This is a genomic window from Halosimplex rarum (genome assembly GCF_047715405.1).
GTDB lineage: Archaea > Halobacteriota > Halobacteria > Halobacteriales > Haloarculaceae > Halosimplex > Halosimplex rarum.
Window position 1 is genome coordinate 3,842,663 of sequence record NZ_CP180412.1, and the last position, 26,993, is coordinate 3,869,655.

Sequence of the window (26,993 nt, forward strand, 5' to 3'; positions counted from 1 at the left end):
CATGAACGGGGACAGGTGGGCGACGGTCGTCGGGTTCGTCGGTGCGGTGGTCGTCCTCGCGGTGCTCGTGTGGGTCGTCGGGATCGGTGACATCCTGACGCAACTCCGCGGGATCGACACCCGGTACCTGCTCGTGATCCTCGGCGTCGCCGTCTGCTGGCTGGTCTGCTGGGGGATGGCCCTCCGGACCGTCCTCGGTGCGCTTGACGCCCCGATCTCCGTCGTGATGGGCGCGCTCGTCTTCGCCGGCGCGGTCTTCTCGAACAACGTGACCCCCTTCGGCCAGGCCGGCGGCGAGCCCGTCAGCGGCTACCTCATCTCGCGGGCGACCGACCGGGAGTACGAGACCGGGCTCGCGGCCATCGCCTCGGTCGACGCCATCCACTTCGTCCCCTCCATCGCCTACGCCATCGTCGGCCTGACGTTCGTCGTCGCGGGCGCGGCGCAGTTCGGTCGCAACCTCGTCTTCGCGACGACCGCGCTGGTCGTCCTCGCGGTGGGGATGCCGGCGGCCGCGTACTTCGGCTGGCAGTACCGCTACGAACTGGAAGCGGCCGTCGTGCGCGCGCTGACGCCGGTCGTTCGATTCCTCGGGCGCGTGATCCCGCGCAAGTCCCCACCGACGGCGGCGGCCATCGAACGACGTATCGAGGGGTTTTTCGCCGCTATCGACCGCGTCGCCGGCAGTCGGTCCACGCTGGTCGAGGCCATCGGCTTCTCGGCGCTCGGCTGGCTGGCGATGTGCGCCTCGCTGTGGCTCTCGCTGTTCGCGCTCGGCCACCCCGTCGAGTTCTCGGCCGTCCTGCTCGTCGTCCCCATGGGCGCCGTCGCCGGGATGACACCGCTGCCCGGAGGACTGGGTGGGGTCGACGCGGTCCTGATCGCCCTGCTCGTCTCGACGACCGGCGTCGCCGGCGGCGTCGCGGGCGCCGCCGTCCTCGTCCACCGCGGCGCGACGTACGTCTTCCCGACCGTCGTCGGCGGCGGCGTCGCCTTCGCGCTCGGCGTCGGCGACTGAGCGCCTGTCTCGGGCTGACACGGGCGGCTCGCCGCGCGGTCTCGTCCCCTGTGTCGCCCTGACGTGGCCGACCGGCGAACGATGCCCTTAAATGAGCCGCTCCGGAAGAACGTGGCAATGACGACACTCTACGACGTGCCCGCGGAAGCCCTGAACGAGGCGGTCGCGGACCGTCTCGTCGAGGAAGACGCAGTGGAAGAGCCCGACTGGTTCAACTTCGCGAAGACCGGCGTCGGCCGCGAGCTCCCGCCCGAGCAGGAGGACTTCTGGCAGCTGCGCGCCGCCAGCCTCCTCCGGAAGGTCGCCATCAACGGGCCCGTCGGCGTCGGCGCACTCCGCACCGCCTACGGCGATTCCAAGCAGGGCTCGAACCGCTACCAGGTCCGCCCGGACCAGACGACCGACGGGAGTGGCAAGGTCGTCCGCACCGCGCTCCAGCAGCTCGAAGACGCCGACTACGTCCAGGTCGCCGAGGGCGAGGGTCGCCGCATCACCGCCGACGGGCAGGCGCTGCTCGACGAGGTCGCCGGCGAGGTCCTCGAAGGCCTCGACCGCCCGGACCTCGAACGCTACGCGTAACCCGTTTCTCGACGCTTCTCCGTCTCCTGCGACCGGTAGCTGTCGGTACGGAAGTGCGCTCGCGATGCGTTTGACTCGGCTTTCGGCCGCGTAAGCCGACCGTTCGTCTGCGGTCCGGTCCTTACTCCGCACGTTTCGGTCGCGGTTCCGACCGGCGAGCCGTACGGACGCGGTTTTCGTCGCTCCGAAATCGTTTTCCCCGCGACTCGACAAGGGACGCCTATGAGTGGCGAACCGAACGACGAGGAGTTAGAGAAGCTCCGCCAGGAGAAGATGGAGCAGTTGCAGGAACAGGACGGCCAGGGCGGTCAGGGCGTCGACGAGGAGGCCATGGAGGCCCAGCGCGAGCAGCGCGAGGCCCAGAAGAAGGCCATGCTGCGCAAGCACCTCACCGACGGCGCGCGCAAGCGCCTCAACACCGTGAAGATGTCCAAGCCGGAGTTCGGCGAGCAGGTCGAACAGCAGGTGCTCGCCCTGGCCCAGAGCGGCCGCATTCAGGGCAAGATCGACGAGGAGAAGATGAAGGCGCTCCTCAAGGAGCTCCAGCCCGACCAGCAGAGCTTCGACATCCAGCGGCGGTAATGCCGACCGTCGCGACGCTGTTCTCCGCCGGCAAGGACTCGACACTCGCCGCCGCGCTCCTCGACCCGTTCTACGACGTGACGCTCTGTAGCTGCACGTTGGAGCCGGATCTGGACGTGGAGGCGTCGGCGGCCGAGACCGCTCGCGAAGCGGGAGGGCGGGTGGGATTTCCGGTCGAGACAGTGCGACTGGACGAGTCGGTGGCCCGCGAGGCTGTCTCGCGGATGGTCGACGACGGCTATCCGCGCGAGGGCATCCAGTTGGTCCACGAGCACGCGCTGGAGACCGTCGCGAGCCGTGCCGAGGTCGGCGGGCGCGAGTTCGAAGCGGTCGCGGACGGAACCCGCCGCGACGACCGCGCCCCGGTCATCGACCGCCCGTTCGCCCAGAGCCTCGAAGACCGCCACGAGATCGACTACCTGCGGCCACTTGCCGGGTACGGCCGAAGCGCCATCGACGAACTGGCCGAGCGGCTGTTCGACGTCGAGACGGGACCGAGCGAGGAGATTCCGACCGGTGACTACGAGACGGAACTCCGCGCGCTGATGGTCGCGGAGTACGGCGAGGGCGCCGTCTCTGAGGTGTTCCCCGAGCACGTCCAGTCGCGAGTCGTCGGCCGACGTTCCTGACACCTCGGTCGCCGAGCGTTCACTCGACCGACCGAGGCCGTGCCGTCACTCGACCCGTTCGGGAACGAGTTCGCCGAGTTCCGACGCCGCTTCCTCGGGGAGTTTGTTGTTGATGTACGTGCCGGCGCCGAGTTCGCTCCCCGCGAGGTACTTCAGTTTCTCGGCGGTCCGGTACGGCGGGTAGAACTCCAGATGGAAGTGCGCGTAGTCCTCGCCGGTCCCGTCGGTCGGCTGCTGGTGGGTCGCCATGACGAACGGCATCTCGAAGCCGAACAGCGAGTCGTAGGCGACCAGGAGCCGCTTGAGCAGCGACCCCAGGTCGTCGCACTCGGCGTCCGAGCAGTCGTCGAGCGAGGGTCGGTGGTCCTTGGCGTAGACGTGCACTTCGTAGGCGTACCGCGCCGAGAAGGGGACGACGGCGGCGAACGAATCGTTCTCCGCGACGACCCGCTCGTCCTCGGCGACCTCCGAAGCGACGAGGTCGCAGAACAGACACGTCCCCTCTTCTTCGTGGTACTCTCGGCTGGAATCGAGTTCCCGCTCGATGGTGGGCGGCACGAAGGGGTAGGCGTAGATCTGGCCGTGGGGGTGCTGGAGGGTGACGCCCATCTCCTCGCCCTTGTTCTCGAAGAGGTATACGTAGTCGACCTCTTCGCGCGAGCCCAGGTCGCGGTAGCGGTCTCGCCAGACGCGAACGAGCTTCTGGAACTTGGAAGCCGGGAGCTCCGAACTGACGGCCTCGTGGTCCGACGTGTAGAGGACTACCTCGCAGACCCCGTTCGCGGGCTCGACGGGGCGGAGGTCGTCGCCGTCGACCGCCGGTTCCGGCGGGTTCTCCTGGAGCGAGGGGAAGCCGTTCTCGACGACGGCGATATCGAAGTCCGACTCGGTGACCGCGGTCGGGACGCCGTCGTCGCGCGGCGGGCAGAACGGGCAGTAGTCTTTCGGTGGCTTGAACGTCCGGTCCTGGCGGTGGGTGGCCGTGATGACCCACTCGCGCCCGACCGGGTCCCATCGCAGTTCAGACATCGTCTCCGTCGCTCCCGGAGTCGCCGTGCTCGGACTCGCCGCGGTCGAGCTCGGTGGCCTCGGCCCCGTCTCCGCTGGCCTCGTCGTCGAACTCGTAGTAGATCAATCGATTGCCGTTCTCGTTTTCGACGTCTCGCCGGCGCATCGTATGCCACCGCTGTCGGGCCAGCGAAATAACCCTCCCGACTCCGCGACCGGCCGTCGCTGCGCGTGCGCTACTCGTCGTGTCGCCGGACGCCGCCGTCCGGATTGCACACGTAGACGTCGGGCTCGATACCGGTCCGCTCGCGGTATCGCTCGTCGATAGCGCTCGTCACCGCCTCGGCGGCGTCCGGGCGGACGAGCGTGACCACGCACCCGCCGAACCCGGCGCCGGTCATCCGCGATCCGAAGACCCCGTCGAGGTCGCCGGCGATCGACGCGACGGCGTCGAGTTCGTCGACGCTTACCTCGTAGTCGTCCCGGAGGCTCGCGTGGGACTCGTCGAGGAGCGTCCCGACGCGGTCGAGTCGGCCCTCGCGTAGGGCGGCCGCCGCGTCGCGGACCCGTTCGTTCTCGGTGACGACGTGGCGGACCCGCTTGCGTACGGTCTTCGGCAGTTCCGACTCGTGGGTCTCGAACGCCTCGACCGAGACGTCCCTGAGCGACTCGACTGGTTCGTCGAGCGCGTCGTCGAAGAACTCGACCCCTCGCTGGCACGTCGCCACGCGGTCGTTGTACGCGGAGTCGACGAGTTCGCGCTGAACGTTCGTGTTCGTCGCGACGACGGTCACCTCGTCGGACGGCAGCGGGACGACATCGTGGGACTCGTCACGGCAGTCGAGGAACAGGGCGCTCTCCCGTTCGGCGTGGACCGCGGCGTACTGGTCCATGATGCCGCAACTCAGTCCGACGAACTCGGTCTCGGCCTCCCAGCAGACGGTCACGAGTTCGTCGTCGTCGACCGAGAGGTCGTGGACCGCGGCCAGCGCCGCGGCGACGGCGACCTCGAAGGCCGCCGACGAGGACAGTCCGGCGCCCATCGGCACGTCGCCGACGACGGCCAGTTCCGCCCCGCCGACGTCGTGGCCCCGGTCGAGGAGCCGTTCGGCGACGCCACCCACGTAATTGCTCCACGGAGCGTCGTCTTCAGGGCTGATAGCTGCGAGGTCGAAGGAGACGGTCTGGTCGAAATTTGTCGAAGTGACGCCGATCGTTCTATCGTCCCGCGGGCGGGCCGCGACGACGGTCCGGCGATCGATCCCTGCGGGGAGGACGAACCCCTCGTTGTAGTCGGTGTGGCCGCCGATCAGGTTGACTCGACCGGGCGCCGAGACGACAGAGACCGGATCGTCCGACTCCCCGAACGCCTCGTCGAGTGTCCCACGAGCGCGCGCTGACTGGTCGTTCATCACGGATACTTCGGACGTCGACTGCCAGGGCTATAAACGCTCACTGGTTGTCTCTGGTGACCGAGTGTGAATGGGGGTAACTCGGGAGCGACCGCAGGTGACAGCAAGCGGTGAAAGCCCTCGGCGTGGTCGTGGCGCCACGGCGACGCAAGCCCGCGAGCGAAGTGGTTCTTCATCACCCACTGTCGAGTGCGGTCGCTCCCCTCCCTTTCGGAACTACCCACCAGAGACACCTACTCGACACGCGATCACACTGATCGGCTGATCTATTTCCGATCGGGAGAATCCCCAGGCATCCCAACATTTTCAACGGGATTAGCCGACAGTCTTAGTCGATGAACGAGCCCTCCACCGCGCTTTCCACGAGCGCACTGACGAAGCGATACGGATCGACGGTCGCCGTCGACTCGCTCGACCTGCAGATCGATCGCGGCGTAGTCTACGGGTTTCTCGGCCCCAACGGTGCGGGGAAGACGACGACGATGCGCGTCCTGACCGGTCTGGTCGAGCCGACCAGCGGCGAGGCGACGGTCGCCGGCGTCCCCAGTGCCGACCGACGGCGACTCGTCGACCGTATCGGCTTGCTTCCGGAGGAGCCGCCGCTGTACGACGAGCTCACCGGTCGCGAACAGTTGCAGTTCGCCGCTGACCTGCGGGCCGTGCCGTGGGATGCGGTCGCCGACCGCGCCCTCGACCTGTGTGACGCCCTCGACCTGAAAGCGGACCTCGACCGCCGGATCGAGGGGTACTCGAAGGGCATGCGCCAGAAGGTGGCGTTCGTCCAGGCGGTCCAGCACGAACCGAACGTGGTCTTTCTCGACGAACCCACGTCGGGGTTGGACCCGCGCGCGGCCCGGACGCTCCGCGAGGAGGTGCTGGACCTGACTGCGGACGACACCACCGTCTTCCTCTCGACGCACATCCTCCCCGTCGTCGAGGAGATCGCCGACGCCGTGGGCGTCCTCCACGACGGGCGACTCGTGGCCGAGGGCCCGCCGGACGAACTCGTCTCGGGCGCCGAGAGCGAGGACGGCGACGCCGACCTCGAAGACGCGTTCCTCGCGCTGACCAGCGATCCCGAGGCGGCCTGGCAGCGATGACCGGGTCGATCGAACCGAGCCCGACCGACTCGCCGACCGCGTCTGACTCGAAGGGGAGCGACCTGCGTGCGGACGTCCGCGACGCCGGCGTGCTCGTCCGAACGGAACTCCGGGCACGCGTCCGGCACGTCCGGAGCGAGCCCCGACAGTTCCTCGCGATCGCGTTTCTGGCCGTCGTGTTCGGCGTCGGGCTCCCGCTGGTCGTCTTCGAGTCGACGTTCGACTACGGTGGCGCCCTGGCGGGCACTCCCGTCCCGGTGGGACAGACGGGCGCCGTCTTCGCGGCCGTCGGCGGTGCCGGACTGTATCTCGGCGGTGCGAGCGGACTCTCGCAGAACCGGCTGGGGACCGTCGGCCCGCTCGTTCGCGCGTCGATCCCGCCGCGAGCGGTCGTGATCGGTCGATTCGCCGCCGAGACCCTCCAGGGCACGGCGACGATCGTCCCGACTGCGCTCGCCCTGCTGGCGATAGTCGCCGTCGGGGCCGGAAACCCGCTCGTCCCGCTCGTCTTCGCGGTGGTGGCGCTCCCGGTGTTTCTCGCCGCGACCCTCGCGGGTCGCGTGTTCGGGGACCTGCTCCGGGTGGCGAATCGCCGCCTCGGAGTCTCCCTGTGGACGAAGGCGATACTGTTCCTCGTGGTCACGGTCGCCGCGTACGTCGGTTCGCAGGTGTTCGTTCGGTCCCGTCTCGACGGGGCTGACGGATTCGGGTCGTTCGCGATCCCCGCCCTCTTGCCGGGAACGCCGCTGCAGGCCTACGCGAGCGCCGCGTTCGATCCCCTCGGTTCCGCACGGCAGCCCGTCGGCGTCCTCACCGCGCTCGCGCTCCTGGCAGCGGTCCCCATCGGGTTCGCTGTGGTCGTCCGGCTGGAGCGACGATTGCTCCTCGGCGAGTTCGAGCGCGGCGCCGGCAACGAGACGACTAGTCGGGAAAGTCACGGCGTCCCGCGACCGTTCACCGCGTCGCCGTCGGCGCGCGTGGCCTGGCGACACCTGCTCCGGACGCGGCGGGACCCGCGGACCCTCGCTCATCTCGGACCGCTCCTGTTCGGCGCGCTGGGGATGGCCGGGTCGGTGTTCACCGACCCGCAGTCGCTCCGGGTGCTCGGCCCTGCCGGTGCGATCATCCTCGGCGTCACGCTCGCCGGCGCGGCCTACTGCCTGAATCCGCTCGGCGACGACCGCGACCAGTTGCCGCTCCTGCTGACGAGCACGCCGTCGACCGCCGTCCTGCTTCGAGGGCGCGCGCTCGCCGGTGCGATCCCGGGGCTGGCGATCGCGCTCGGGGCCGGCGTCTCCGCTGCACTGGTCGTCTACGACCCCCCGACGGCGGTCGGACTGGCGCTGCTGTCGCTGCTCTTGGCCGCGGCGGGCGCGGGGACCGCGCTGGGCGCCGGCGCGCTGATACCGAAGTTCGAGCGCCGGGAGTACATGAGCGTCGAGCGCGCCCACCCGTCGATGATCGCCGTTCTGGGCTTTTTCTTCGGGAGTGTCGCCGTCGGCGCGGTCGGCGTCCTCCTCGTCTGGTACACCGTCCACGGGGGGAACGTCGCCCCAATAGCCGTCGCCTGGACCGTGTACGTGGCCCTCGTCGGCGCGTCGGGCGGCGGTGGCTACGTCTACGCCGTCCGAAAGTTCGACGCGTTCTCGCTCGACGACGCCTGAACGGGCCACTACAGCGGAATTCGGTTCGCACGCAACGCCGCCGTCCAGCCGCCGAAAGACACTTTCAAGCGACCCCTCCCCGAACGACGTGATATGTACGAGGGACTCAAGGGCTTCACTGATTTCTACCCCGACGAGATGGCCCCGCGCCGGGAGGTCATCGACACGATCGAGGACACCGCCCGGGCCTACGGCTTCCGCGAGACGTCGACGCCGGCGCTGGAGCCGGCGGAGATGTGGACCGACAAGAGCGGCGAGGACATCGTCGACGAACTCTACGATTTCGAGGACAAAGGGGGCCGTCACGTCACGCTGACGCCCGAACTCACGCCGACGGTCGCGCGGATGGTCGTCGCCAAACAGCAGGCCCTGTCGAAGCCGATCAAGTGGTTCTCGACGCGGCCGTTCTGGCGCTACGAGCAGGTCCAGCAGGGCCGCTACCGCGAGCTCTACCAGACCAACGCCGACATCTTCGGGTCGAGCGAGCCCGAAGCGGACGCCGAGGTGCTCGCGTTCGCGGCCGACTCCCTCACCAATCTCGGCCTCGACGGCTCGGAGTTCGAGTTCCGCGTCTCCCACCGGGACATCCTCGGGGAACTCCTGCGGTCGTTCGACGCCGACGTGGACGTGCCCGACGCTATTCGCGCCGTGGACAAGCGCGCCAAGGTCGAGAACGAGGAGTATCTGGGCCTGCTCTCCGATGCGGGGCTCTCCTACGACCAGGCCCGCGAGTTCGACGACCTCCTGATCGCGGGCGACGACGACCTCTCCGCGCTGACGGACTTCGCCGACAGCGACGATCTGGCTGCTGCGGTCGAGAACCTGGAGGACGTCCTCGCCGCGGCCGAGGACTTCGGCGTCCGGCAGTACTGCGACGTGAGCCTGACGACCGCACGCGGGCTGGACTACTACACCGGCGTCGTCTTCGAGTGCTTCGACGCCTCGGGCGAGGTCTCCCGCTCTATCTTCGGCGGCGGCCGCTACGACCACCTCATCGAGGAGTTCGGCGGCCAGTCGACACCCGCGGTCGGGGTCGGCATCGGCGTCATGAACTCGACGCTCCCCCTGCTCCTGCAGGTCCACGACGCCTGGCCCGGCGAGGGCATCTCGACCGACTACTACGTCCTCCAGGTCGGGGACGTCCGCCCGGTGGCCTCACGCATCGCCCGCGAGTTGCGCGAGCGCGGCCACGTCGTCGAGACGGACGTGAGCGACCGGTCGTTCGGCGCGCAGATGAACTACGCCGACTCCATCGACGCAGACACCGTCGTCATCGTCGGCGAGCGCGACCTGGAGAACGACGAGGTGACGGTCAAGGACATGGAGAGCGGCGACCAGACGAACGTCCCCGTCGACGAGTTCCCCGGCGAGAGCGAGCGGCCGACGTTCGACGACTTCGCCTGACCCGGTGACACTTTTAGGTGTCGCGGTCGTCGGTTCAGGTATGGCCCGCTCTCGCTCCCCCTCCCGCCTCGAACTGGCGAAGCGGGAGGCGTTCGGAATCGCCCTCTTCCTGACTATCGCGGTCGTCGCCATCAGCGATACGCTGGGCGCCGAGATCCTGCCGGAAGTCGCCGCGATCAGTGGTTTTCTCCTCGTGCTCCCGCTGATCGCTATCCTCGGCGAACGGCTCCCACTCGTCGGTTCCGATGACGGAGCGTCGGCGTCGGCGACCGCGACGGAGATCGCAGCGGACGACGAGGACGACCCGGTGGCGAAACTCCGCGACCGATACGCCCGCGGCGAACTCACCGACGACGAGTTCGAACGGAAACTCGACCGATTGCTCGAAACGGAGGACCTCGACGTCGAGTCAGGCCGGTCGCGCGACCACGTGACTGAACTGGAGTGAGGCGGCGAAACGTATCACGAGAACTGGGACCGAGTGATCTGCGGGGTGGTTCCCGCCCGAAACCGACAAGGCGCGGTCTCGCGAAGCCGGACTGATGCCAGCGATGCGCGCCTACCGGGTCGCCTACGACGGCCGGCCGTTCCACGGGTTCCAGCGCCAGCCCGACGTGCCGACCGTCGAGGACGCCGTCTTCGACGCGCTCCGGGAACTCGACGCGCTGGACGACGAGGCGTCCAAGCCCGACGGCTACGCCGCGGCCGGTCGGACGGACGCCGGGGTTTCGGCGCGGGCGCAGACCGTCGCGTTCGAGGCGCCCGACTGGCTCTCGCCGCGGGCGTTCAACAGCGAGTTGCCCGCGTCCGTTCGCGCGTGGGCCAGTGCGGACGTGGATTCGGGATTCCACGCGACCCACGACGCCGAGTCGCGGACCTACCGCTATCACCTGTACGCACCTCGTGACAGTGATGCCGCGGCAGTCGACGAGCGCATGATCCGGGACGCACTCGACCGACTCTCGGGCGAGCACGACTTCCACAACCTCACGCCCGACGACGAGGGGACGATCCGAGACCTCTCCGTGGCGGTCGAGCGCGACGCCGATTTTCTGGTGGTCGAACTCGCGGCGGGCGGGTTCGCGCGGCAACTGGTCCGGCGCGTGGTCGGACTCGCCGTCGAGGTCGGGCGCGGCGAGTCCGATCCGGGGAAGGTCGACCACGTGCTCGGCGACGGAGCGGTCGAGGGTCCCGAGGGTGTCGCGCCCGCAGCCCCGTACCCGCTCGTCCTCTGGGACGTGACCTATCCCGGCGTGTCGATTTCGGTGGACGAGGACGCGGCCGAGAGCGCCCGCGAGGTCTGGCGCCGTCGCCACCGCGACCGGGTCGTCGATGCGCGAGTGGCCGGCGCGATCCGCGACGGCATCGAGTGACCGCGGTCGGTCGCCCGCCGCGATGGCCGGCCGGCGCGAGCGGTCACAGCACTCGCAACCGATAGCCTTCGACTGCGGTTTCGTCGGTCACTCGCCCCGTTTCCACGGCGGCGTCGAGCAGTTCGCCGACGAACGACTTCGGCACCTCGACGCTGATGAAGTCGGCCCCCTCGCGGTTCGTGGTCAGCCGTGCCATGGTCCGGTCCGTGCCGTCGTCGTTGTAGATGCTCCCGACGCGCTCGCCGTCGCGCACGAACCCGAGCGTCACGTCCGTCGGCTCGACGGAGTCGAAGGTCACTTCGAACACCCGGTCCTCGCCCTCGATTCGCGCCAGCATGCGCCCGTCGTGTTCGGTCACTGTCGTCTTCACGTTCGGTTTACGGCTCCCGAAGGCAAACATCCGGCGGTCGGGCCGGTCCGTACACTCTTCGGAACAACCCCGTCGAGCGGCCGTCTCGACACCTTTCGTCGTCGGACGGTAGGCCGTCACGAACGGGGACAAAACCTTTCGTAGCCGGCCGAAACAGACGGGATATGACGGAGAAAGTGAAGGAGTGGTGGGAGCTGACGGCGGGGTGGTTTCAGGACGAGATCGACCTGGACGTGGGAGTCAACTGGACGGGAACGACCGCCGACGACGACCTGACGCTCCTACCCGACGTCGCGGGAACAGACGTGCTGGAGTTGGGTTGTGGCGGCGGCCAGTGCTCGGTCGCGCTGGCCCAGCGCGGCGCGAACGTGACGGGGCTGGACCTCTCCGAGGAACAACTGTCGTTCGCCCGCGAGTTGGCTGCCGAACACGGCGCGGACGTGGCGTTCGTGCAGGGAGACGTGACGGATCTCGGTGCGTTCCCCGACGACAGCTTCGACGTGGCGTTCAACTGAAGGGGTAGCGCGGATTCTCCTTCCTCAAGGAGCGACCGAAACAGAGCGAAGGGAGCGAGTAGGGAGGGAGGAGCGTGTTCGTATACGTTACAAACACCGCTCTATAAGTAGCCACCATGTTACATTGAATCTGTGGCAGACGACTACGTGCATCGGACGGCAATCACTCGTCTCGAAGTCTCGGACGAGCAACGCGACCTGCTCGAAGAGACGATCGCCGAGTGGAAGCGGGGTTGCCAACTCGCCACCGACCTAGCGTGGGGCAAGTGCAACACTAAAAGCGACGTACAGCCCCTCGCCTACGACGACGTGCGCGAACAGACCGACCTCGGGAGTCAGCACGCGATCCTCGCCACACACCAGGCCGCCCAAGCCATTACCGGCTGTCTCGAACGCCGGTCCAGCGGCAAGCCAGTGAGCAAGCCGACGTTCACCGCACCGACGGTGACCTACGATACCCGGACCATGACGCTGTTCGACGACGATACAGTGTCGCTCTCCACTACGGACAGTCGCGTCCGATGTCCACTTGCTCTGCCCGACGCCGATGATGGCTACCAACGGCAGTACCTCGACGCCGACGAGTGGAGCGTCACGGAAAGTACACTCACCGCCCGTGGTGGCGACTACTTCTTGCACATCGGCTTCCGACGACCCAAGACCGATACCGAGCGGAACACCGCCGAGGACGGAACGGTCCTCGGGGTGGATCTCGGTATCGAAAACCTCGCCGTCACAAGCACCGCCTACTTCTTCAGTGGGCGGCAGTTGACCCACGACATCCGCGAGTTCGAGAAGGTACGTGCTGGACTCCAGCAGACCGGGACGCGAAGCGCCCACCGAACGCTGGAACAGGCGAGTGGCCGGGAACTTCGCTACGCCAGAGACGTACTCCACCGAGCGTCGAACGCCATTGTAGACGAAGCACTCCGGTACGAGTGCGACGTGATTGTGTTCGAGGATTTAACTCATATTCGAGAGCGTACGAGTGCATCGTGGGGGCACAAGTGGGCGTTCCGAACGCTGTACGAACAGGTGGAGTACAAAGCCGAATCCGAAGGTATCTCAGTGAAGCAAGTCGGCTCAGCGTACACCTCGAAGCGGTGCGCCGAGTGTGGGTTCACAGCAGACGGGAATCGTCCGACTCGCACCGACTTCCGGTGTCAGAAGTGCGATTCAGAAGCGAACGCGGATTATAACGCGGCGAAGAACATCGGTATGCGGTACGTCCGTCGGGGCCAACAGTCGTCTCGGCGGACGGGTAACAGTCAACTTGCCCTAAAGTCTGGAACGGTGACGCCGAATGGTGGATTTACCACCTACCCTGACGGGTTCGACGCCGAGTTCATGGACAAGCCCCGCCCTCAACGAGCGAACCCGTCAGGGTGAGCGAAGTAGGGTGGCGTAGTTGACCGCTTACGTGTTCCAGTGGGTCGGCGACCTGGCGGCCTGCTTCCATGAGACCCATCGCATCCTGCGGTCGGGCGGCCGGTTCGTCTTCGCGATGCCTCACCCGGTCTACGACCTCGCCGACCCGGAGACCCACCGGGTCGAGGAGAGCTACTTCGACACCGGGCGGCAGGTCACGACGTACGACGACCTCGACGCCGACATGGTGACGTACCGGCATCGGGTCAGCGACGTCCACAACGCGCTCGTGGACGCCGGATTCCGGGTGGAGCGCGTTCGGGAACCCGGCTCCGACGACCCGACCGACTACGAGGAAGGCCCCTGGGGCGAGGAGAAACCGGAGTTGCTGGCGAAACTGCCGTCGACCCTTGTTTTCGAGGCGCGGACGGACTGACCGCTATTCCCACCCGTCGGGCCAGATGTCGGCGGCGCGCATTCCCTCGTCGGCGCCGTACGCTTCCAGTTGCTCGCACACGACCGCGGTGTCGAGCCGCGGCAGGTCCGTCGCGGCGATCTCCCTGACGAGGAGCGCGGCGAGCATCGCGTGCTCGCGCAGGTTCCGCCGGTCGGCCTTGTCGCGGGTGTCCGCGCGGGTGTGGGTCCACCCGCGATCCCACGTCCCCTCGGCGTCGGGCGCCTTGCTGTGGAGTTGCAAGGTCGGCACTCCCTCCCGCAGGAACGGCCAGTGGTCGCTGTAGGGGTGGGGGCGTTCCTGCACGGAGACGGGGTGACCGACCGCGTCGGCGACGTCACTGGCGAGTTCGGCCATCGCATCGGAAGCGTGCACGAGGGCGTTCAGTTCGCGATACCGGCCGGCGCCGTCGACGTTGACGACGGCGTGGACGTCGCCGAGCGCGAGGTCGGCGGCCAGCGCTTCGCTCCCCACCAGTCCCAGTTCCTCACAGCTCACGCCAGCGATCCGGACGCGCCGGTCGAGATCCGTCGCGGCGAGGATCCGGGCCATCCCGACCGCGGTCGCGATGCCGCAGCCGTTGTCGAGGGCGCCCTCGCCCACGTCGTGGGCGTCGAAGTGCGCGAGGACGACGACTTCGCCGGCCTCTCCCTGTGAGCTCGGACCGACCACGCCGACCACGTTCCGGCTCGTCGCGGGCTCGGTCTCGGCGTCGACGCGGACGTGCGTCCGGGCGCCCTCCGCGGCGTACTCGCGCAGCCAGTCGCCCGTCTCTTTGCTCACGCCGAGACCCGGAATGGCGGCTTCCCGGTTGAACCGGAGGGACCCGGTCGGCGGGAGCTGGCCGGGGACGTGGTTGGTGAAGACGAACGCCTCCGCCCCGGCCGCTGCGGCGTGACCGACCTTCTCCGCGCGGTGATAGGGGCGACCGAAATCGGGCGGCGTCGCGGTCCGCGTCACGGCGACCGCGCCGGCCACGTCGGCCTCGTCGAGTTCCTGCGGCGTCCCGTAGCCCACGTCCACGAGCGGCGCTTCGCCCTCGTAAGCGGGCGAGTACGGGAGCGCGACCGCCTCGAACGACCGCTCGACGTCGCGCTCGGGGACGGAGACGGCGAGTTCCGTCCGCCCGCGCGTCCAGCGATTGACGTCGAAGGGCTCCTCGCGGACGTTCCGGACCCCCGCGTCTCCGAGGGCGCCGGCCACGAGTTCCGCGGCGCGGCGGTCGCCGGGGTGGCCGCCCAGTCGGTCGTCGAGTTCGGTCAGGCGCGTGAGCAGGTCCCACGAGTCGTCGGCGAGCCAGGCGCGACCCAGCGCCGCGGCGGCCGCGTCGTCGACGGCGTCGGGCGGGGCGGCGTCAGTGGCGCCGTTGCGACTGTCGTCCATGCCACCCCTCGCGCCGCCGGCGACAAAAACGTGGGCCGCCCTCGGCGCGGCGCGGTGCCGCCGGAGGCGCGAGCCGCACCGGTCGCGTCGCCGTCGCTTCCGGCATTGAAAGGCTTACGGCGAGACGGGTCTAACCCGAAGTCATGAGTTCCGTCCCGGAGCGCAGCGACATCGACGAGGAGTACAAGTGGGAACTGGAGTCCCTGTTCGCCGACGACGACGAGTGGGAGGAGGCCTTCAACGCCGTCGAGGAGCGTCTGGACGACCTGCGATCATTCGAGGGCCGTTCGACCGAGGACCCCGAAACGCTCCAGGCGACCCTGGAGACCTACGAGGAGATCATGCGCGACGTGGCGAACGTCGCCGCCTACGCCCGGATGCGCCGCGACGAGGACACCGCTGCCAGCCACTATCAGGCCCTGACCTCGCGCGCCCAGTCGCTCTCCTCCCGCGCGTCGAGCGCCGCGAGCTTCCTCGAACCCGAGATCCAGAGCCTCGACCGCGAGATCGTCGAGGCGTACGTCGACGAGAACTCCGATCTGGAGGTGTACGAGCACTACTTCGACGACGTGCTGCGGATGAAACCGCACACCCGCTCCGCCGAGATCGAGAATCTGCTCGCCGACCTCGGCGAGGTGCTCGGCTCGACCGGCGAAGTCTACAACATGCTTGCCAACGCCGACATCGAGTTCCCCGCCGTCGACGACCCCGATGGCGAGCCCCGGCGGATCACCCTCAACAACTTCACGACGCTCCAGGAGAACCCCGACCGGGAGTTCCGCCGTGACGTCTACGAGACGTTCTACGACGAGTGGGAGGAGTACAGAAATTCCATCGCTTCGGCCTACAAGAACAGCGTCAAGACCGACGTGAAACTGGCGCGGGCGCGCAACTACGACACCGCCCGCGAGGCCGCCCTCGACGGCCCGAACGTCCCCGTCGAGGTGTACGACACGCTCGTCGACACCGTCGACGAGAACCTCGACGTGCTCCAGCGCCACGCCGACCTCAAGCGCAGGTCCATCGACGCCGACGAACTGAAGATGTGGGACCTCTACGTCCCGATGGTCGAGGGCGAGAGCCCCGACGTCGAGTACGACCAGGCCCGCGAGTGGGTGACCGGCGCCGTCGAACCCCTGGGTGACGAGTACCAGTCGTGGCTCGCCGAGGGGCTGGACTCGCGCTGGGTCGACGTCTACGAGACCGAGAACAAGCAGTCCGGCGCCTACTCCGGCGGAACCTACGACTCCCAGCCGTTCATCCTGATGAACTACCAGGACGACGTGGCCTCGATGTACACGCTCGCCCACGAGCTGGGCCACTCGCTCCACTCGGAGTACACGAGCGAACACCAGCCCTACGTTTACAGCGGCTACGAGATCTTCGTCGCCGAGGTCGCCTCCACCGTCAACGAGACGCTCCTCACGCACCACCTGCTGGACGAGGTCGAGGACGAGACGCTGCGCCGGCACGTCCTCAACCAGTACCTCGAACGCTTTCGGTCGACGCTGTTCCGCCAGACGATGTTCGCGGAGTTCGAGCACCGCACCCACCGCCTCGAAGAGGAGGGGGAGGCGCTCACTGCCGACCGCCTCGACGAGGTGTACCGCGACCTCAAGAGCGACTACTACGCCAACGCGGACGTGGACGACCGCATCGGCCGCGAGTGGATGCGCATCCCGCACTTCTACCGCGCCTTCTACGTCTACCAGTACTCGACCGGCATCTCCGCGGCCGTTGCGCTCGCACAGGGCATCCTCGAAGAGGGCGAACCCGCCGCAGAGCGCTACCGGGAGTTCCTCGCCAGCGGCTCCCGCGAGTACCCGCTCGAACTCCTGGAGACCGCCGGCGTCGACATGACGACGTCCGATCCGATCCAGTCCGCCATCGACACGTACGACGAGTTCCTCGACGAGTTCGAGGACCTGATCTGAGACGCTGCCGCCCCAATCCGAGACGGCACACTCCGATCTGAGACGCCTTCGTTTCCACTCGAACGACTCTCGGCAGAATCCCTTTCCGCGTCACGCCCCAACTCGAACCGATGAACGCACAGAACCAGCACCCGACAGCCGACGCGGCGACGGCCGTCGTGATCTCCTACCCCGCAGACCTGAGCACGTGGGGTCGGGACATCGTCGAGGGTCGGCCGTATCGCGCGTACCTGCAGAAGACCCTCGGCGCGGTCGAGGTCGGGCAGGTCACCGAGGAGTTCACCGGCGTCGGCTGTTGCGGCGACACGCTGGACGTGCCCCTGGCGATCGAAGCCGTCGAGGGCGGCGATCGGGTCGACGAGTCGACCGAGATCGAGTACACGGTCCGCGACACCTGCGAGGTCGAAGGCGGCTGGCGCGTCCAGAGCGCCGGTGGGCCGACGGAGTAGCCGGGGCCCTCAGGGGAGGTAGCGCACGCTGACGACGCCCGGCTCCGACCGGATCTCGACGCGTTCGACGCCGATGCGGGCGGCCCGCTCGACGGTCGCCTCGTCGTCGCGCACGTCCGCGACGGCGCTCTCGGTGTTCTCCTCGGGGACGGTCAGCACGTGGACCTCGCCCGTTCCGGCGCGCTCGCGGGTCGTCACCTCGCCGACGGGCTGGTCGGCGGCCAGGTCGATAGCCTGCTGCGTGGGCGGTTCCGCGCTCTCCTCGACGGAGACAGTGAACCTTCGGGCGATGTCCTCGACGGCCCAGACGACTTCCATCGGCGGTTCGGCGGCGAGCGTCGCCTCGATAGCGTCACCGACCGAGAGGTCGGGATTCGAGCCCAGCGTGTGGATCTGCCCGTCGCTCACGTCGCGCAACACCGCCGACTCCGCGTCGGCCTCCGTCACGACGAACGTCCCGTCTTTCATGGGCGTGCGTAGTGAGTCGACCCATTTGGATGCCGCGGTCCCGGGCGAGTGTGGCCGATGCCCCACCGTTTCGGGTGGGTCCGACCGAGCGCCCGATCACAACCGCTTTGCGAGGACGCGCCGTACCGCCGGCAATCGAACGATGCACGGACACGCGCGGTCCGCCGCCGTCGCCGTCCTCGTCGCCGCGCTCCTCGCGGGCTGTGGCAGCGCGGTCACCCCCCCCGACGGCGTCGCGGTCGACAGCCCCGACGCCTACGCCGTCGAGGAGACGCACGTCTGGACGTCCGGGAGCACGACCGAGTACAAGTCCCAGGTCGTCGTGTCCGGGACGCTCCGGTCGACCGACGACGCGACGGGCAACATCTCTCTCCCCGAGATCACCGTTCGTTTCACACTCACCGGCGGCGAGACGCAGACCGTCGGAGCGATCTACGAACTCGACCGCCGCCAGACCGCGTTCGCGGACCTGGACAACGCGACGCTCGCTCCCGACGAGGGGATTCCGGTCCGAGCCGTCTTCGACCCCGCCGATGGCGCGACCGTGCGGGACGCGACGATCCGCGTCGCGGCGTGACGTCTTCGCCCGCCGACGCTCCGGCCGTCACCCGCTCGCCGCTGCGCCGATGGGCGAGTCGGTTCGGAACCGCCGGTGGACGGTGACCATGACACCGACGACGACCAGCGGCGGGACGACGGCCGCCACCGCCGGCAGGTCGTACAGCAGCGCGACGACGGGCCCGAGCGCCCCGGTCGGCGGGCTCTGTTGCTGCGCGGGCACGCTGATCACGAGCATCACGTACAGCGCGGCGAGGAAGCCGTACCCCGAGAGCGCGAGCGCCCGGTCGTACCGCGCGTCGGATCCCGTTCGCCGGTGGCGGCGGGCGACGAGCAACACCGGCGCGACCAGCGGGGCGACGACCAGCAGCATCAGGAAGAGGAAGAAGGCCCGCGAGAAGGTGAACGACCCACCGGGCGCGCCGGCCGACGCGCCGAGGAGCACCACGATCGCGAACGCGAACAGCAGGACGATGCCGGCCGTACACAGGCCGCTGACTGCCGCGTACGAGCGGAACACGCGCGAGTTACTCGCCCTGAAGGCGTAGGGAAAGGCGGTCAGGATCCCGCTGTAGGCGTCATCGTCTTCGGGCCCGTCGCTCATCTGCCGGGTGATTCGGTCGGGGCGGGAATAAACCACCCGTTCTCTCGCACGGCTCCGGTGTTCAAACCCGAACGAGTGCCGGGACAGCCGAAGACGGAATACCGGGCCCGATTCACCGGATTTCCCAGAACGTCTTGTCCCCGTCGACCCAGAGGGTGAACTCGAAGATCCAGTACAGCGGGCTCGCGCCCTTCGGACCCTCGTACGGAACCTTGCCCCGTCTCGATTCCCCTGATGCGAGCGGCTGGCTCTCGTCGTACGACTGGTCGAGAGCCGATAGGGCCGCCAGACTGAGTTCATACGGAGTTCCGGTCCCGTCCTTCATCTTCATCTGAAGCAGCGTCGAGATCGATAACTCCTCGCCGGTGTTGTTCGTCGTCGAGATGTCGACGATAGCGAACTCGTTGCCGTCGTCCGCCTCGGCGAAACTCCCGATCGACTGCTGATACTCAACGCCGTTCACCGCCACCGAGACGTCTTCGTACGAAACCTCGTCATCGACGCTGTGCGTGTCGACCCGCAACGACTGAGTGAGGTCGGCGATAGATGACGCGGTCTTGCCCAGATTCACGTTCACGCGCTCGAAATCGAGGAAGGAGAAGGTCTGAAAGTCGAACTGAAGTGCCAGCCCGCTCGCATCATCTGGAATCTCGTAAACGAGATCGCCACGAGATACTTCGCCTGGGGCGAGTTGGCCGCCCTCGAACGTTTCGCCCGTCGCAGCGACGGTCCGGTCGTAGGTGTAGTCTTCGGAATCTTTGATCTGTGTCCGTAGAAAACCGCTGAACCCGATGAATTTCGAATCCGTGGTGTTCTTCACCGCCAAGTTGACGATCGCGAACGTGTTGCCTGACCCGGCCTCCTGAAAGTCGCCGATCTCTGCCTGCTCGCTCATCCCTCGGACGACCATGCTCATCTGGTCGCCCTGAACGACCTCTCCGATGGGAACTGTCGTTGTCTGATTTCCCGCCCTCTCACTATCCGTCGGAGAGCCAGTCCCCGTGTCGGCCGACGTCGATTCGTCATCAGGCGTCGACGTTCCGCCGGCTGTCGTAGTGGACGGATCACTTCCGCCACCACTAGCATCGCTGTCACTTCCGCCGCCATCTCCGCCTGTGGCACTGCTGTTCCCGTTACCGGAAGAATTCGGCGTGTCGGAGCAACCGGCCGTTGACGTCGCCGCGAGCGCGCCGGTCGCCACGAGAAACTTCCGTCTATTCATATCTCACGTATCTCCTAGATGGGAAATAAGTATCCCCGCCATACTCGCGTTCTCACCGCTTACATCGGTGAGTAAGCCGCCTGCCTCGTCGAAACTGCTAGTCCCGTTCCGTGGCCCGGTAGGTAATATCCGAAGCTCGGGAGTCGTGACGAAGACTTCGGAAACTCTGTTCGTCCGTCCGTGTAGACAGGCATATCCCCCACCCGTTCGACCACTCGCTCATGCGAGTAGACATCGGGAACGCGCTTGCGAGCGAGGCCGACCCCGGTATCGACCGGGACGCCCTCGACGCCCTCGACGAGCGCGTCGCCGACGCCCACGACCGGATCGCGAGCGGGATGGCCGACGACGACTTCGGCTACGCGTCGCTGAACCTCCCCGAGCGCGTCGATGCGACCGAGATCGAAGACGCCGTCGCCGACTTCGACCCCGAGGCGATCCTCACGGTCGGTATCGGCGGGAGCGCCCTCGGAGCTGTCACCATCACCGAAGCGCTGGCCGGCGATTCCCCGATCGACCACCACGCGCTGGACAACGTGGACCCGGCGCACGTGAACAGACTCCTGGACGACCTGCCGCTGGACGAGACGGTCGTCCACGTCGTCTCCCGCTCTGGGACGACCGCGGAGACGCTGGCGAACTTCCTCGTCGTCCGCGAGGCGATGGAATCGGCGGGCGTCGACTGGGCGGAACAGACCGTCGTCACCACCGGGGAGTCCGGCCCGCTCCGCGACCTCGCCGAGACCGAGGACCTCCCGGCGCTCGACGTCCCCGAGGGCGTCCCCGGTCGGTTCTCCGCGCTCTCGACGGTCGGGCTCGTCCCCGCCGCGATCATGGGCGTCGACCTGGACGCGCTGCTCGACGGCGGTCGTGCGGGCGCCGACGCGCTCGCGGGGTCGCTGTACGACTGCCCGGCCTACGCGTACGGCGCCGTCGCCTACGCGCTCGACCAGCGCGGCGCGAGCGTCAACGCGATGATGCCCTACGCCGAGGGACTGGAGTCGTTCGCCGAGTGGTTCGCCCAGCTGTGGGCCGAGAGCCTCGGCAAGAACGGCGGCGGTCAGACGCCCGCCCGCGCGCTCGGCGCGACCGACCAGCACTCCCAGCTCCAGCTCTACCGCGCCGGCCCGCGGGACAAACTCGTCACAGTCGTCCGTCCCCGAGGACGGCCGGACTGTCCGATCCCCGAGACCGACGTCGAGGACCTGGAATACCTCGGCGGGCAGGATCTCGGGACGCTGCTGGACGCGGAGTTCGAGGCGACCGAGGCGAGCCTCGCGGCCGCCGAGCGCCCCTCGGTCCGGGTCGAGATAGAGGCGATGGACGCCGAGAGCGTCGGGCGGCTGCTGTTCGACATGGAAGCGGCGTGCATCCTCGCGGGCGAACTCTACGGCGTCGAGACGTTCACCCAGCCCGCGGTCGAATGGGGCAAGAAGGCCGCGCGTGGCCTGCTCGGCGGTGGGGAGTTCACGGAGGCCGACGCCGTCCGTGAGAAGACCGAACTGGTCGTCGAGTAGGAGGTGACGGTCGCCGGCGTTCGCTCCCGCTGGCGCCGTCGGACGCCCGGACCGGTGCAGTCAAACGGGTAGGGGACGAACCCGATGCCAATCAGATGGCTTCGGAGTACTACCGCGTCGCCGACCTGGAGACGCGCGTCGAGAGCCTGGTGCACTCGGTGGCGCTCGTCGTCGCCGCGTTCGTGTTCGGAACGCTCGTCTTTCTCAGCGCCGCCTCCGCCCTCCGCGCGGCCGGGTTCGAAGTCGAGACGATGGCTTCCCTGCCGCCCCTGCTGTACACCGCGCTGACGGCCACGCAGTTCGTCGGCTTCTTCGCCGTCATCGGCTTCTACGTCAGATTTCACCGCGGGGGCGACCTGTTCTCGATCGGGGTTCCCTCCCTGCGGAACCTCCTCTGGATCGCCGGCGGGTTCGTCGGGCTGTTCGTCGTCGCGGCCGTCCTCTCGGCGGTCTTCCAGTACGTCGGCGTCGACACAGCGGTCAACCAGGTGACGAGACAGGTCGAGCAGCACCCGGTGCTGGCCTTCTACCTGATCCCCGTCACGTTCCTGTTCGTCGCGCCCGCGGAGGAGCTGCTGTACCGGGGACTCATCCAGGGGTTGTTCCGACGCGCGTACGGCTCGGTCCCCGCCGTCCTGCTGGCGAGCCTGCTGTTCGGGGCGCCGCACTACTTCGCCCTGCTGGGTCCGGGCGACACGAAGCTCCCGTCGATCGTTCTCATCACCGTCCTCGGGCTCGTCCTCGGGGCCCTGTACGAACTGACGGAGAACCTCGCCGTCCCCATCGTCGTCCACGCCTGCTGGAACTCGTTCAGCTTCCTCAGCCAGTACGTCGAGGCGACGGCGGCGCTGTGAGTTCGACTCCTCGCGCGCCGTCGGGCTCTCACGTCTCCCCTGGCGTCGACCCAGAAACCTGTCGGACGGCTGTCTGACGGGTTATTAAGCCTGGTGCCGGGAAACTCGGAGACATGCCGACCCGCTACACGGTCGTCTGCGACGACGACCGCGCCCGGGAAATCAAGGCGATCGCCCGGCAGTACGACCTCACGGAAGAGGAAGTGCTCCGGCAGCTCGTCGAGACCGGGCTCGAACACTTAGAAGAGCACGCACCGTAGCGGGTGGGAGTGGGGACGACACCGGACCGAGAGGGGGTTCCGGTCCGAACTGGCGGAGCGACACCGCGGTTCGCGTCCGGCGGTCCGACAGACGATTCGCCGGACCGGCGCGGCGATGGCGCGGACCAGTCGGTCTCGGCGCTCGCGTGGAATCGGTCGCGAGAGACCCGGCTCTCACCCCGTAAATCAGGCGCTGGAGGGGTTCTTGCGCGAGAGCTCGCTCCCGCAGATCGGGCAGCGGTCGTGGTTCTCGTCGAACTCGCGGCCGCAGCCGGCGCACTGGAACTGCCAGTCGCGCTGTTCGCTGATGCCCTCGCGGGCGATGAGCTCGACGGCGACTTCGAGCTTCTCGGCGACGTTCTGCATCGCGTAGTCGTCGGTGACGAGGTGGCCGTCGAGTTCGAACGCGGCGGCGATCAGCCGGATGTCCGTCTCCGAGAGCGTCTCGAGGTCGCCGGTCTCTCCGGCGGCGCGCTGGATGCGCTCGACGGTCTCCTCCTCGGGAATGTGGATGTGCATGCCCGACCCCTCCATGGCGTCGTAGCGGTAGGCGCTCTCGTCTTCGAGCTCCTCCCGGACCATGGGCACCGTCGCTTGCTGCTCGTCGGTGTGATACTCGTTGATAAAAGCGGACGCGTCGAGGACGTACATTTAGCGCTGGACGATCATGTGGTCTTTGACTGCCTGGACGCGGTCGACGGGGACGAGGAGGTGACCCTGCTCGTCGACCTCGAACTGCGTGTTGTCGAGGTGCTCGTTGGGGTCGATGATCAGGTCCCGGAGCCGCCCCGTCTCGAGGTCCATCGTGATGTTGTACAGCATGCCCATCTCGGCGCCGTCGGTCCCGGTGACGGCCTTGCCGGAGAGGTTCTCGGCGAGTATCTCGGCCATGTACCCGACTACCGAGTCCTGCCCTATAAACGCCACGGGGCTGTCTGACACCCGCGTGACGGCGCCACGTCGGTCCCGGCCGCAGTCCGCGATGCGACCGTCTGGCACCCCCTACGACCCGCTCGGCCACTGTGCGGGCCGCTCCCCCGCGGGATCACCGGGACTATAGTCGTGCTCTCGTAACGGGTCTGTCATGGATCGCCGACGCTTCCTGCAGGTGGGTGCCGCGACGCTCGCGACAGCCGTCGCCGGCTGCGGGTTGAGGACGGGTTCGGAGACGCCGCCGGAGGAGGGCCACTCGTCGCCGACGCAGACGCCGCGGGACACCGCGACGCCGGGGCCGACGGAGTCGGCGACGCCGGAACCGACGCCGACGCCGACTGCGACGCCGGAACCGACGCCGACGCCGACCGCGACGGTGCCCCCGGAGGCCGCGCAGGTTATCGCCGTCGCCGAGGGGGAACGCACTTTCGACCCGCAGGTGTTCGAGATCGACGCGGGCGAGACTGTGGCCTGGGTGTGGCACAACAGCGGCCACAACGTCCGCGCGACGGCGCGGCCCCGCGGCTCCGACTTCACCGGAACTCCCGGCGAGGACGAAGACCTCTACGGCGAGGGCTACACGTTCTCGCACACCTTCGACGTCGCCGGCGAGTACGAGTACTACTGTTATCCGCACCGCAGCATCGACATGGCCGGCTCGTTCACGGTCGTCGAGTAGCGCCCGGCGGCCGGAGGCGTCGGAGCGTCCCCGAGAGTGCGACCGCCGTGGGTTTATCCGCGGTCCGTCCGAAACCGCTCCATGAACCGACGACAGCTCCTCCGGACCGGTGCCGCAGCGCTCGCGACGGCGCTCGCGGGCTGCGGGGAGGGCGACGGGACCGAGACCGACGAACCCCCCGACGGCGCTGACGGCGGGTCGACGCCGACCGCGACGGCCACGCCGACCGACGGCCCGGTGGCCACCGACTCGCCCGCCGAGACCTCCGCGCCGGAACCGATGCCGACCGAGGAGTCGACGACCGCGGGGACGACCACTACTGCCGGAACGCCGACCGCGACGGCCACGGCGACCGCATCGGCCACGCCGACGGCGACGCCCCGGCAGGCCGCGCAGGTCGTCGCCGTCGCCGACGGCGCGCTCGCGTTCGACCCCGACTCCTTCGAGATCGACGTCGGAGAGACCGTGACCTGGGTGTGGCACAGCAACAGCCACAACGTCCGACCGGAGTCGACGCCGAGCGGGTCGGACTTCTCGGGGACGGCCGGCGACGACGGGGACCTCTACGACGAGGGCCACACGCTCTCGCACACCTTCGAGGTCGCCGGCGAGTACGAGTACTACTGCGGTCCGCACCAGGGTGTCGGCATGACCGGATCGTTCACCGTCACCGAGTAGCCGGACCGCCTCTGAAGCGGTCCCGAGACGACCGAATCTCCGTTCCCTCGCGGCCACGCTCGTCGGGCGCGCGCGACGAGATGAATGCACTTATCCGGCACGCAGGGCTGATCCAACACAACCGACCTTTCTCAGGTGATAGGATGGCAGACTCAGAACAGACAGACTCCGACGACGCGTCCGGGGCGACCCTCCGGACGCCGATAGTCGCCGTACTCGGCCACGTCGACCACGGCAAGACCAGCCTGCTCGACGAGATCCGCGGCTCTGCGGTCACCGAGGGCGAGTCCGGCGCGATCACTCAACACATCGGCGCGACGGCCGTCCCGCTCGACGTCATCTCCGAGATCGCGGGCGAACTCGTCGATCCGACCGACTTCGACCTGCCCGGGCTCCTGTTCATCGACACGCCCGGCCATCACTCGTTCTCGACGCTGCGCTCCCGGGGGGGTGCGCTCGCCGACATCGCGATCCTCGTGGTCGACGTCAACGACGGCTTCCAGCCCCAGACGCTCGAAGCGGTGGACATCCTCTCTCGGACGCAGACGCCGTTCATCGTCGCCGCGAACAAGATCGACACCGTCCCCGGGTGGAATCCGAACGCCCACGCGCCCGCCAAGCAGACTATCGACGCCCAGACCGACCGCGTCGAGCGCGACCTCAACGAGAACCTCTACGAACTCATCGGCGACCTCTCGGACAACGGCTTCTCCGCGGACATGTACTGGCGCGTCCAGGACTTCCAGAACAACATCGGGGTCGTCCCCGTCTCCGCCGAGACCGGCGAGGGCATCCCCGACCTGCTCACCGTCATGATGGGCCTCTCCCAGCGCTACATGAAAGAGGAGATGGCCGTCGACGTGGGCGGTCCCGCCGCCGGCACGGTCCTCGAAGTGCAGGACACGCAGGGCTTCGGCAAGACCGTCGACGCCATCATCTACGACGGTACCATCCGTTCGGACGACCGGATCGTCGTCGGCGGCGTCGAGGGCCCGATCGTCACCGAAGTCCGCGCGCTGCTCCGCCCCCGCCCGCTCGAGGAGATCCGCACCGAGGGCCAGTTCGAACAGGTCGACTCGGTCGCGGCCGCGGACGGCATCAAGATCGCCGCGCCCGACCTGGACGACGCGATGGCCGGCGCGCCGATCCGCGTGGTCGGCGACCGCGACGTCGAGGAGGTCGTCGAGGAAGTGCAGTCCGAACTCGCCGACATCGCCGTCGAGACTCAGGAGGAAGGCGTCGTCGTCAAGGCCGACACCCTCGGCAGCCTGGAGGCGCTGGCCTCCACGCTCGAAGAAGAGGAGATCCCGATCGTCCGCGCCGAGGTCGGCGACATCGCGCCCCGCGACGTGCGCGTCGCCGAGACCGCCAACGAGGAGAAACACCGGACCATCCTCGGATTCGGCGTCGAGGTGCTGGACGACGCGGCCGACCTCGCCGAGCAGGAAGGCGTTCGCATCTTCGAGCACGACGTGATCTACCGGTTGGTCGAGGCCTACGAGGAGTTCGTCGAGGAGCGCGAGCGCGCCCAGCAGGACCAGGTGCTCGACAACATCACCCGGCCCTCGCGCTTCCACGTCCTCGACGACCACACGTTCCGCCAGTCCGACCCCGCCGTCGTCGGGGTCGAGATCCGCGGCGGGTCGTTGCGGCGTAACTCCAACATCGTCAAGTTCGAGGGTGACGAGCCCGAGCGCGTGGGGATGCTCAAGTCCATCCAGGACGAGGGCGAGGACGTCGACGAGGCCCGCACCGGCGAGCGCGTCGCTGTCTCCATCGACGGCCCGACGGTCGGCCGCCAGATCGAAGAGGGCGACGATCTCTGGACCGAGATACCCGAGAAACACGCGAAGATCCTCGAACAGGAACTCTCCGAGGACATCCCCGCCGACGAGGTCGAGACGCTGAACATGTACCTGGAGAAACGGCGCAACCGCGACCCCTTCTGGGGGAAGTAACTCTTTCCAGGACCCCCCTC

The 26,993-nt window shown here is 68.1% G+C and carries 31 protein-coding genes; 21 read left to right on the forward strand and 10 right to left on the reverse strand.

The window, feature by feature from the left end:
• Position 1: 1 nt before the first annotated feature.
• The 4 genes from ACMGFH_RS18430 (at position 2) to ACMGFH_RS18445 (ending at position 2,808) form a co-directional block, all read left to right on the forward strand.
• Positions 2-1,018 carry a lysylphosphatidylglycerol synthase transmembrane domain-containing protein gene (locus ACMGFH_RS18430; RefSeq protein WP_415379945.1) on the forward strand — a complete coding sequence of 339 codons (1,017 nt, stop codon included), beginning with the start codon at positions 2-4 and terminating at the stop codon, positions 1,016-1,018.
• 117 nt (positions 1,019-1,135) lie between these two features.
• Positions 1,136-1,597 (forward strand): 30S ribosomal protein S19e, encoded by a 462-nt coding sequence (locus ACMGFH_RS18435; RefSeq protein WP_415379946.1) that lies wholly within the window; start codon positions 1,136-1,138, stop codon positions 1,595-1,597.
• Positions 1,598-1,819: 222 nt separating this feature from the next.
• Entirely contained in the window at positions 1,820-2,179 is a 360-nt protein-coding gene (locus ACMGFH_RS18440) for a DNA-binding protein (protein ID WP_415379947.1), read from the forward strand.
• Positions 2,179-2,808 (forward strand): alpha hydrolase, encoded by a 630-nt coding sequence (locus ACMGFH_RS18445; RefSeq protein WP_415379949.1) that lies wholly within the window; start codon positions 2,179-2,181, stop codon positions 2,806-2,808. Before ACMGFH_RS18440 ends, ACMGFH_RS18445 begins: the two co-directional genes overlap by 1 nt.
• A gap of 45 nt (positions 2,809-2,853) precedes the next feature.
• Here the strand turns inward: ACMGFH_RS18445 and galT are convergent, their stop codons facing one another.
• The 3 genes from galT to galK form a co-directional block, all read right to left on the reverse strand.
• On the reverse strand, positions 2,854-3,837 hold the full coding sequence (gene galT / locus ACMGFH_RS18450) for a galactose-1-phosphate uridylyltransferase (RefSeq protein ID WP_415379950.1): 984 nt from the start codon (positions 3,835-3,837) through the stop codon (positions 2,854-2,856).
• Positions 3,830-3,982 carry a hypothetical protein gene (locus tag ACMGFH_RS18455; protein WP_415379951.1) on the reverse strand — a complete coding sequence of 51 codons (153 nt, stop codon included), beginning with the start codon at positions 3,980-3,982 and terminating at the stop codon, positions 3,830-3,832. The genes galT and ACMGFH_RS18455 overlap by 8 nt, the downstream gene beginning before the upstream one ends.
• Before the next feature lie 70 nt (positions 3,983-4,052).
• Positions 4,053-5,228, reverse strand: coding sequence for a galactokinase (gene galK, locus ACMGFH_RS18460; protein ID WP_415379953.1), 1,176 nt, complete (start codon positions 5,226-5,228; stop codon positions 4,053-4,055).
• A 335-nt stretch (positions 5,229-5,563) separates the two neighbouring features.
• On the opposite strand from galK, the gene ACMGFH_RS18465 reads away from it, so the two are divergent.
• The 5 genes from ACMGFH_RS18465 (at position 5,564) to truA (ending at position 10,769) form a co-directional block, all read left to right on the forward strand.
• A complete protein-coding gene (locus tag ACMGFH_RS18465) occupies positions 5,564-6,328 on the forward strand; it encodes an ABC transporter ATP-binding protein (RefSeq protein WP_415379955.1) in 765 nt (254 codons plus the stop codon).
• Entirely contained in the window at positions 6,325-7,992 is a 1,668-nt protein-coding gene (locus tag ACMGFH_RS18470; protein ID WP_415379956.1) for a hypothetical protein, read from the forward strand. The genes ACMGFH_RS18465 and ACMGFH_RS18470 overlap by 4 nt, the downstream gene beginning before the upstream one ends.
• A gap of 93 nt (positions 7,993-8,085) precedes the next feature.
• Entirely contained in the window at positions 8,086-9,396 is a 1,311-nt protein-coding gene (hisS, locus tag ACMGFH_RS18475) for a histidine--tRNA ligase (RefSeq protein ID WP_415379957.1), read from the forward strand.
• A gap of 40 nt (positions 9,397-9,436) precedes the next feature.
• Positions 9,437-9,844: an SHOCT domain-containing protein gene (locus ACMGFH_RS18480; protein WP_415379958.1), complete on the forward strand. Its 408-nt coding sequence runs from the start codon at positions 9,437-9,439 to the stop codon at positions 9,842-9,844.
• Between the two features lie 94 nt (positions 9,845-9,938).
• Positions 9,939-10,769, forward strand: a complete 831-nt coding sequence (gene truA, locus ACMGFH_RS18485) for a tRNA pseudouridine(38-40) synthase TruA (protein ID WP_415379959.1) — start codon at positions 9,939-9,941, stop codon at positions 10,767-10,769.
• Between the two features lie 43 nt (positions 10,770-10,812).
• On the opposite strand, the gene ACMGFH_RS18490 is transcribed toward truA, so the two are convergent.
• Entirely contained in the window at positions 10,813-11,139 is a 327-nt protein-coding gene (locus tag ACMGFH_RS18490; RefSeq protein WP_415379960.1) for a hypothetical protein, read from the reverse strand.
• Between the two features lie 164 nt (positions 11,140-11,303).
• Here ACMGFH_RS18490 and ACMGFH_RS18495 point away from each other — a divergent pair, with 164 nt between their 5' ends.
• The 3 genes from ACMGFH_RS18495 (at position 11,304) to ACMGFH_RS18505 (ending at position 13,458) form a co-directional block, all read left to right on the forward strand.
• Complete coding sequence (locus tag ACMGFH_RS18495) at positions 11,304-11,654, forward strand: class I SAM-dependent methyltransferase (protein WP_415379961.1); 351 nt, start codon at positions 11,304-11,306, stop codon at positions 11,652-11,654.
• Between the two features lie 132 nt (positions 11,655-11,786).
• Entirely contained in the window at positions 11,787-13,043 is a 1,257-nt protein-coding gene (locus tag ACMGFH_RS18500) for an RNA-guided endonuclease InsQ/TnpB family protein (RefSeq protein ID WP_415379963.1), read from the forward strand.
• 19 nt (positions 13,044-13,062) lie between these two features.
• Positions 13,063-13,458: a hypothetical protein gene (locus tag ACMGFH_RS18505; protein WP_415379965.1), complete on the forward strand. Its 396-nt coding sequence runs from the start codon at positions 13,063-13,065 to the stop codon at positions 13,456-13,458.
• Between the two features lie 3 nt (positions 13,459-13,461).
• On the opposite strand, the gene ACMGFH_RS18510 is transcribed toward ACMGFH_RS18505, so the two are convergent.
• On the reverse strand, positions 13,462-14,859 hold the full coding sequence (locus ACMGFH_RS18510) for a M28 family peptidase (protein ID WP_415379967.1): 1,398 nt from the start codon (positions 14,857-14,859) through the stop codon (positions 13,462-13,464).
• 143 nt (positions 14,860-15,002) lie between these two features.
• Between ACMGFH_RS18510 and pepF the strand changes: the two genes are divergently transcribed.
• Together pepF and ACMGFH_RS18520 are read left to right on the forward strand one after the other, a co-directional pair.
• Positions 15,003-16,793, forward strand: coding sequence for an oligoendopeptidase F (gene pepF, locus ACMGFH_RS18515; RefSeq protein WP_415379969.1), 1,791 nt, complete (start codon positions 15,003-15,005; stop codon positions 16,791-16,793).
• Between the two features lie 110 nt (positions 16,794-16,903).
• The gene (locus tag ACMGFH_RS18520; protein WP_415379970.1) at positions 16,904-17,242 is read left to right on the forward strand and encodes a hypothetical protein; all 339 of its coding nucleotides are present in this window, start codon (positions 16,904-16,906) and stop codon (positions 17,240-17,242) included.
• A gap of 9 nt (positions 17,243-17,251) precedes the next feature.
• Here the strand turns inward: ACMGFH_RS18520 and ACMGFH_RS18525 are convergent, their stop codons facing one another.
• Positions 17,252-17,710, reverse strand: a complete 459-nt coding sequence (locus ACMGFH_RS18525) for a DUF5812 family protein (RefSeq protein WP_415379972.1) — start codon at positions 17,708-17,710, stop codon at positions 17,252-17,254.
• A gap of 142 nt (positions 17,711-17,852) precedes the next feature.
• Between ACMGFH_RS18525 and ACMGFH_RS18530 the strand changes: the two genes are divergently transcribed.
• A complete protein-coding gene (locus tag ACMGFH_RS18530) occupies positions 17,853-18,287 on the forward strand; it encodes a hypothetical protein (RefSeq protein WP_415379974.1) in 435 nt (144 codons plus the stop codon).
• A 27-nt stretch (positions 18,288-18,314) separates the two neighbouring features.
• On the opposite strand, the gene ACMGFH_RS18535 is transcribed toward ACMGFH_RS18530, so the two are convergent.
• Both ACMGFH_RS18535 and ACMGFH_RS18540 read right to left on the reverse strand, forming a co-directional pair.
• Positions 18,315-18,872, reverse strand: a complete 558-nt coding sequence (locus tag ACMGFH_RS18535; protein ID WP_415379976.1) for a hypothetical protein — start codon at positions 18,870-18,872, stop codon at positions 18,315-18,317.
• Positions 18,873-18,984: 112 nt separating this feature from the next.
• The gene (locus ACMGFH_RS18540) at positions 18,985-20,094 is read right to left on the reverse strand and encodes a DUF4352 domain-containing protein (protein WP_415379978.1); all 1,110 of its coding nucleotides are present in this window, start codon (positions 20,092-20,094) and stop codon (positions 18,985-18,987) included.
• Between the two features lie 221 nt (positions 20,095-20,315).
• On the opposite strand from ACMGFH_RS18540, the gene ACMGFH_RS18545 reads away from it, so the two are divergent.
• The 3 genes from ACMGFH_RS18545 to ACMGFH_RS18555 all read left to right on the forward strand — a co-directional run bounded on the left by ACMGFH_RS18545 (position 20,316) and on the right by ACMGFH_RS18555 (position 22,725).
• Positions 20,316-21,611 (forward strand): glucose-6-phosphate isomerase, encoded by a 1,296-nt coding sequence (locus ACMGFH_RS18545; RefSeq protein WP_415379979.1) that lies wholly within the window; start codon positions 20,316-20,318, stop codon positions 21,609-21,611.
• A 95-nt stretch (positions 21,612-21,706) separates the two neighbouring features.
• Positions 21,707-22,465, forward strand: a complete 759-nt coding sequence (locus ACMGFH_RS18550; RefSeq protein WP_415379980.1) for a lysostaphin resistance A-like protein — start codon at positions 21,707-21,709, stop codon at positions 22,463-22,465.
• A 113-nt stretch (positions 22,466-22,578) separates the two neighbouring features.
• Positions 22,579-22,725: a CopG family transcriptional regulator gene (locus tag ACMGFH_RS18555; RefSeq protein WP_274325930.1), complete on the forward strand. Its 147-nt coding sequence runs from the start codon at positions 22,579-22,581 to the stop codon at positions 22,723-22,725.
• 186 nt (positions 22,726-22,911) lie between these two features.
• On the opposite strand, the gene ACMGFH_RS18560 is transcribed toward ACMGFH_RS18555, so the two are convergent.
• Both ACMGFH_RS18560 and ACMGFH_RS18565 read right to left on the reverse strand, forming a co-directional pair.
• Positions 22,912-23,376 (reverse strand): NOB1 family endonuclease, encoded by a 465-nt coding sequence (locus ACMGFH_RS18560; RefSeq protein ID WP_415379982.1) that lies wholly within the window; start codon positions 23,374-23,376, stop codon positions 22,912-22,914.
• Positions 23,377-23,616: a PRC-barrel domain-containing protein gene (locus ACMGFH_RS18565; RefSeq protein WP_415379984.1), complete on the reverse strand. Its 240-nt coding sequence runs from the start codon at positions 23,614-23,616 to the stop codon at positions 23,377-23,379.
• Positions 23,617-23,809: 193 nt separating this feature from the next.
• Here ACMGFH_RS18565 and ACMGFH_RS18570 point away from each other — a divergent pair, with 193 nt between their 5' ends.
• The 3 genes from ACMGFH_RS18570 to infB all read left to right on the forward strand — a co-directional run bounded on the left by ACMGFH_RS18570 (position 23,810) and on the right by infB (position 26,973).
• Complete coding sequence (locus ACMGFH_RS18570; protein ID WP_415379986.1) at positions 23,810-24,337, forward strand: plastocyanin/azurin family copper-binding protein; 528 nt, start codon at positions 23,810-23,812, stop codon at positions 24,335-24,337.
• Positions 24,338-24,418: 81 nt separating this feature from the next.
• Positions 24,419-25,015 carry a plastocyanin/azurin family copper-binding protein gene (locus ACMGFH_RS18575; RefSeq protein WP_415379988.1) on the forward strand — a complete coding sequence of 199 codons (597 nt, stop codon included), beginning with the start codon at positions 24,419-24,421 and terminating at the stop codon, positions 25,013-25,015.
• Positions 25,016-25,158: 143 nt separating this feature from the next.
• Positions 25,159-26,973 carry a translation initiation factor IF-2 gene (gene infB, locus ACMGFH_RS18580; RefSeq protein WP_415379990.1) on the forward strand — a complete coding sequence of 605 codons (1,815 nt, stop codon included), beginning with the start codon at positions 25,159-25,161 and terminating at the stop codon, positions 26,971-26,973.
• The last annotated feature ends 20 nt before the right edge of the window (positions 26,974-26,993 follow it).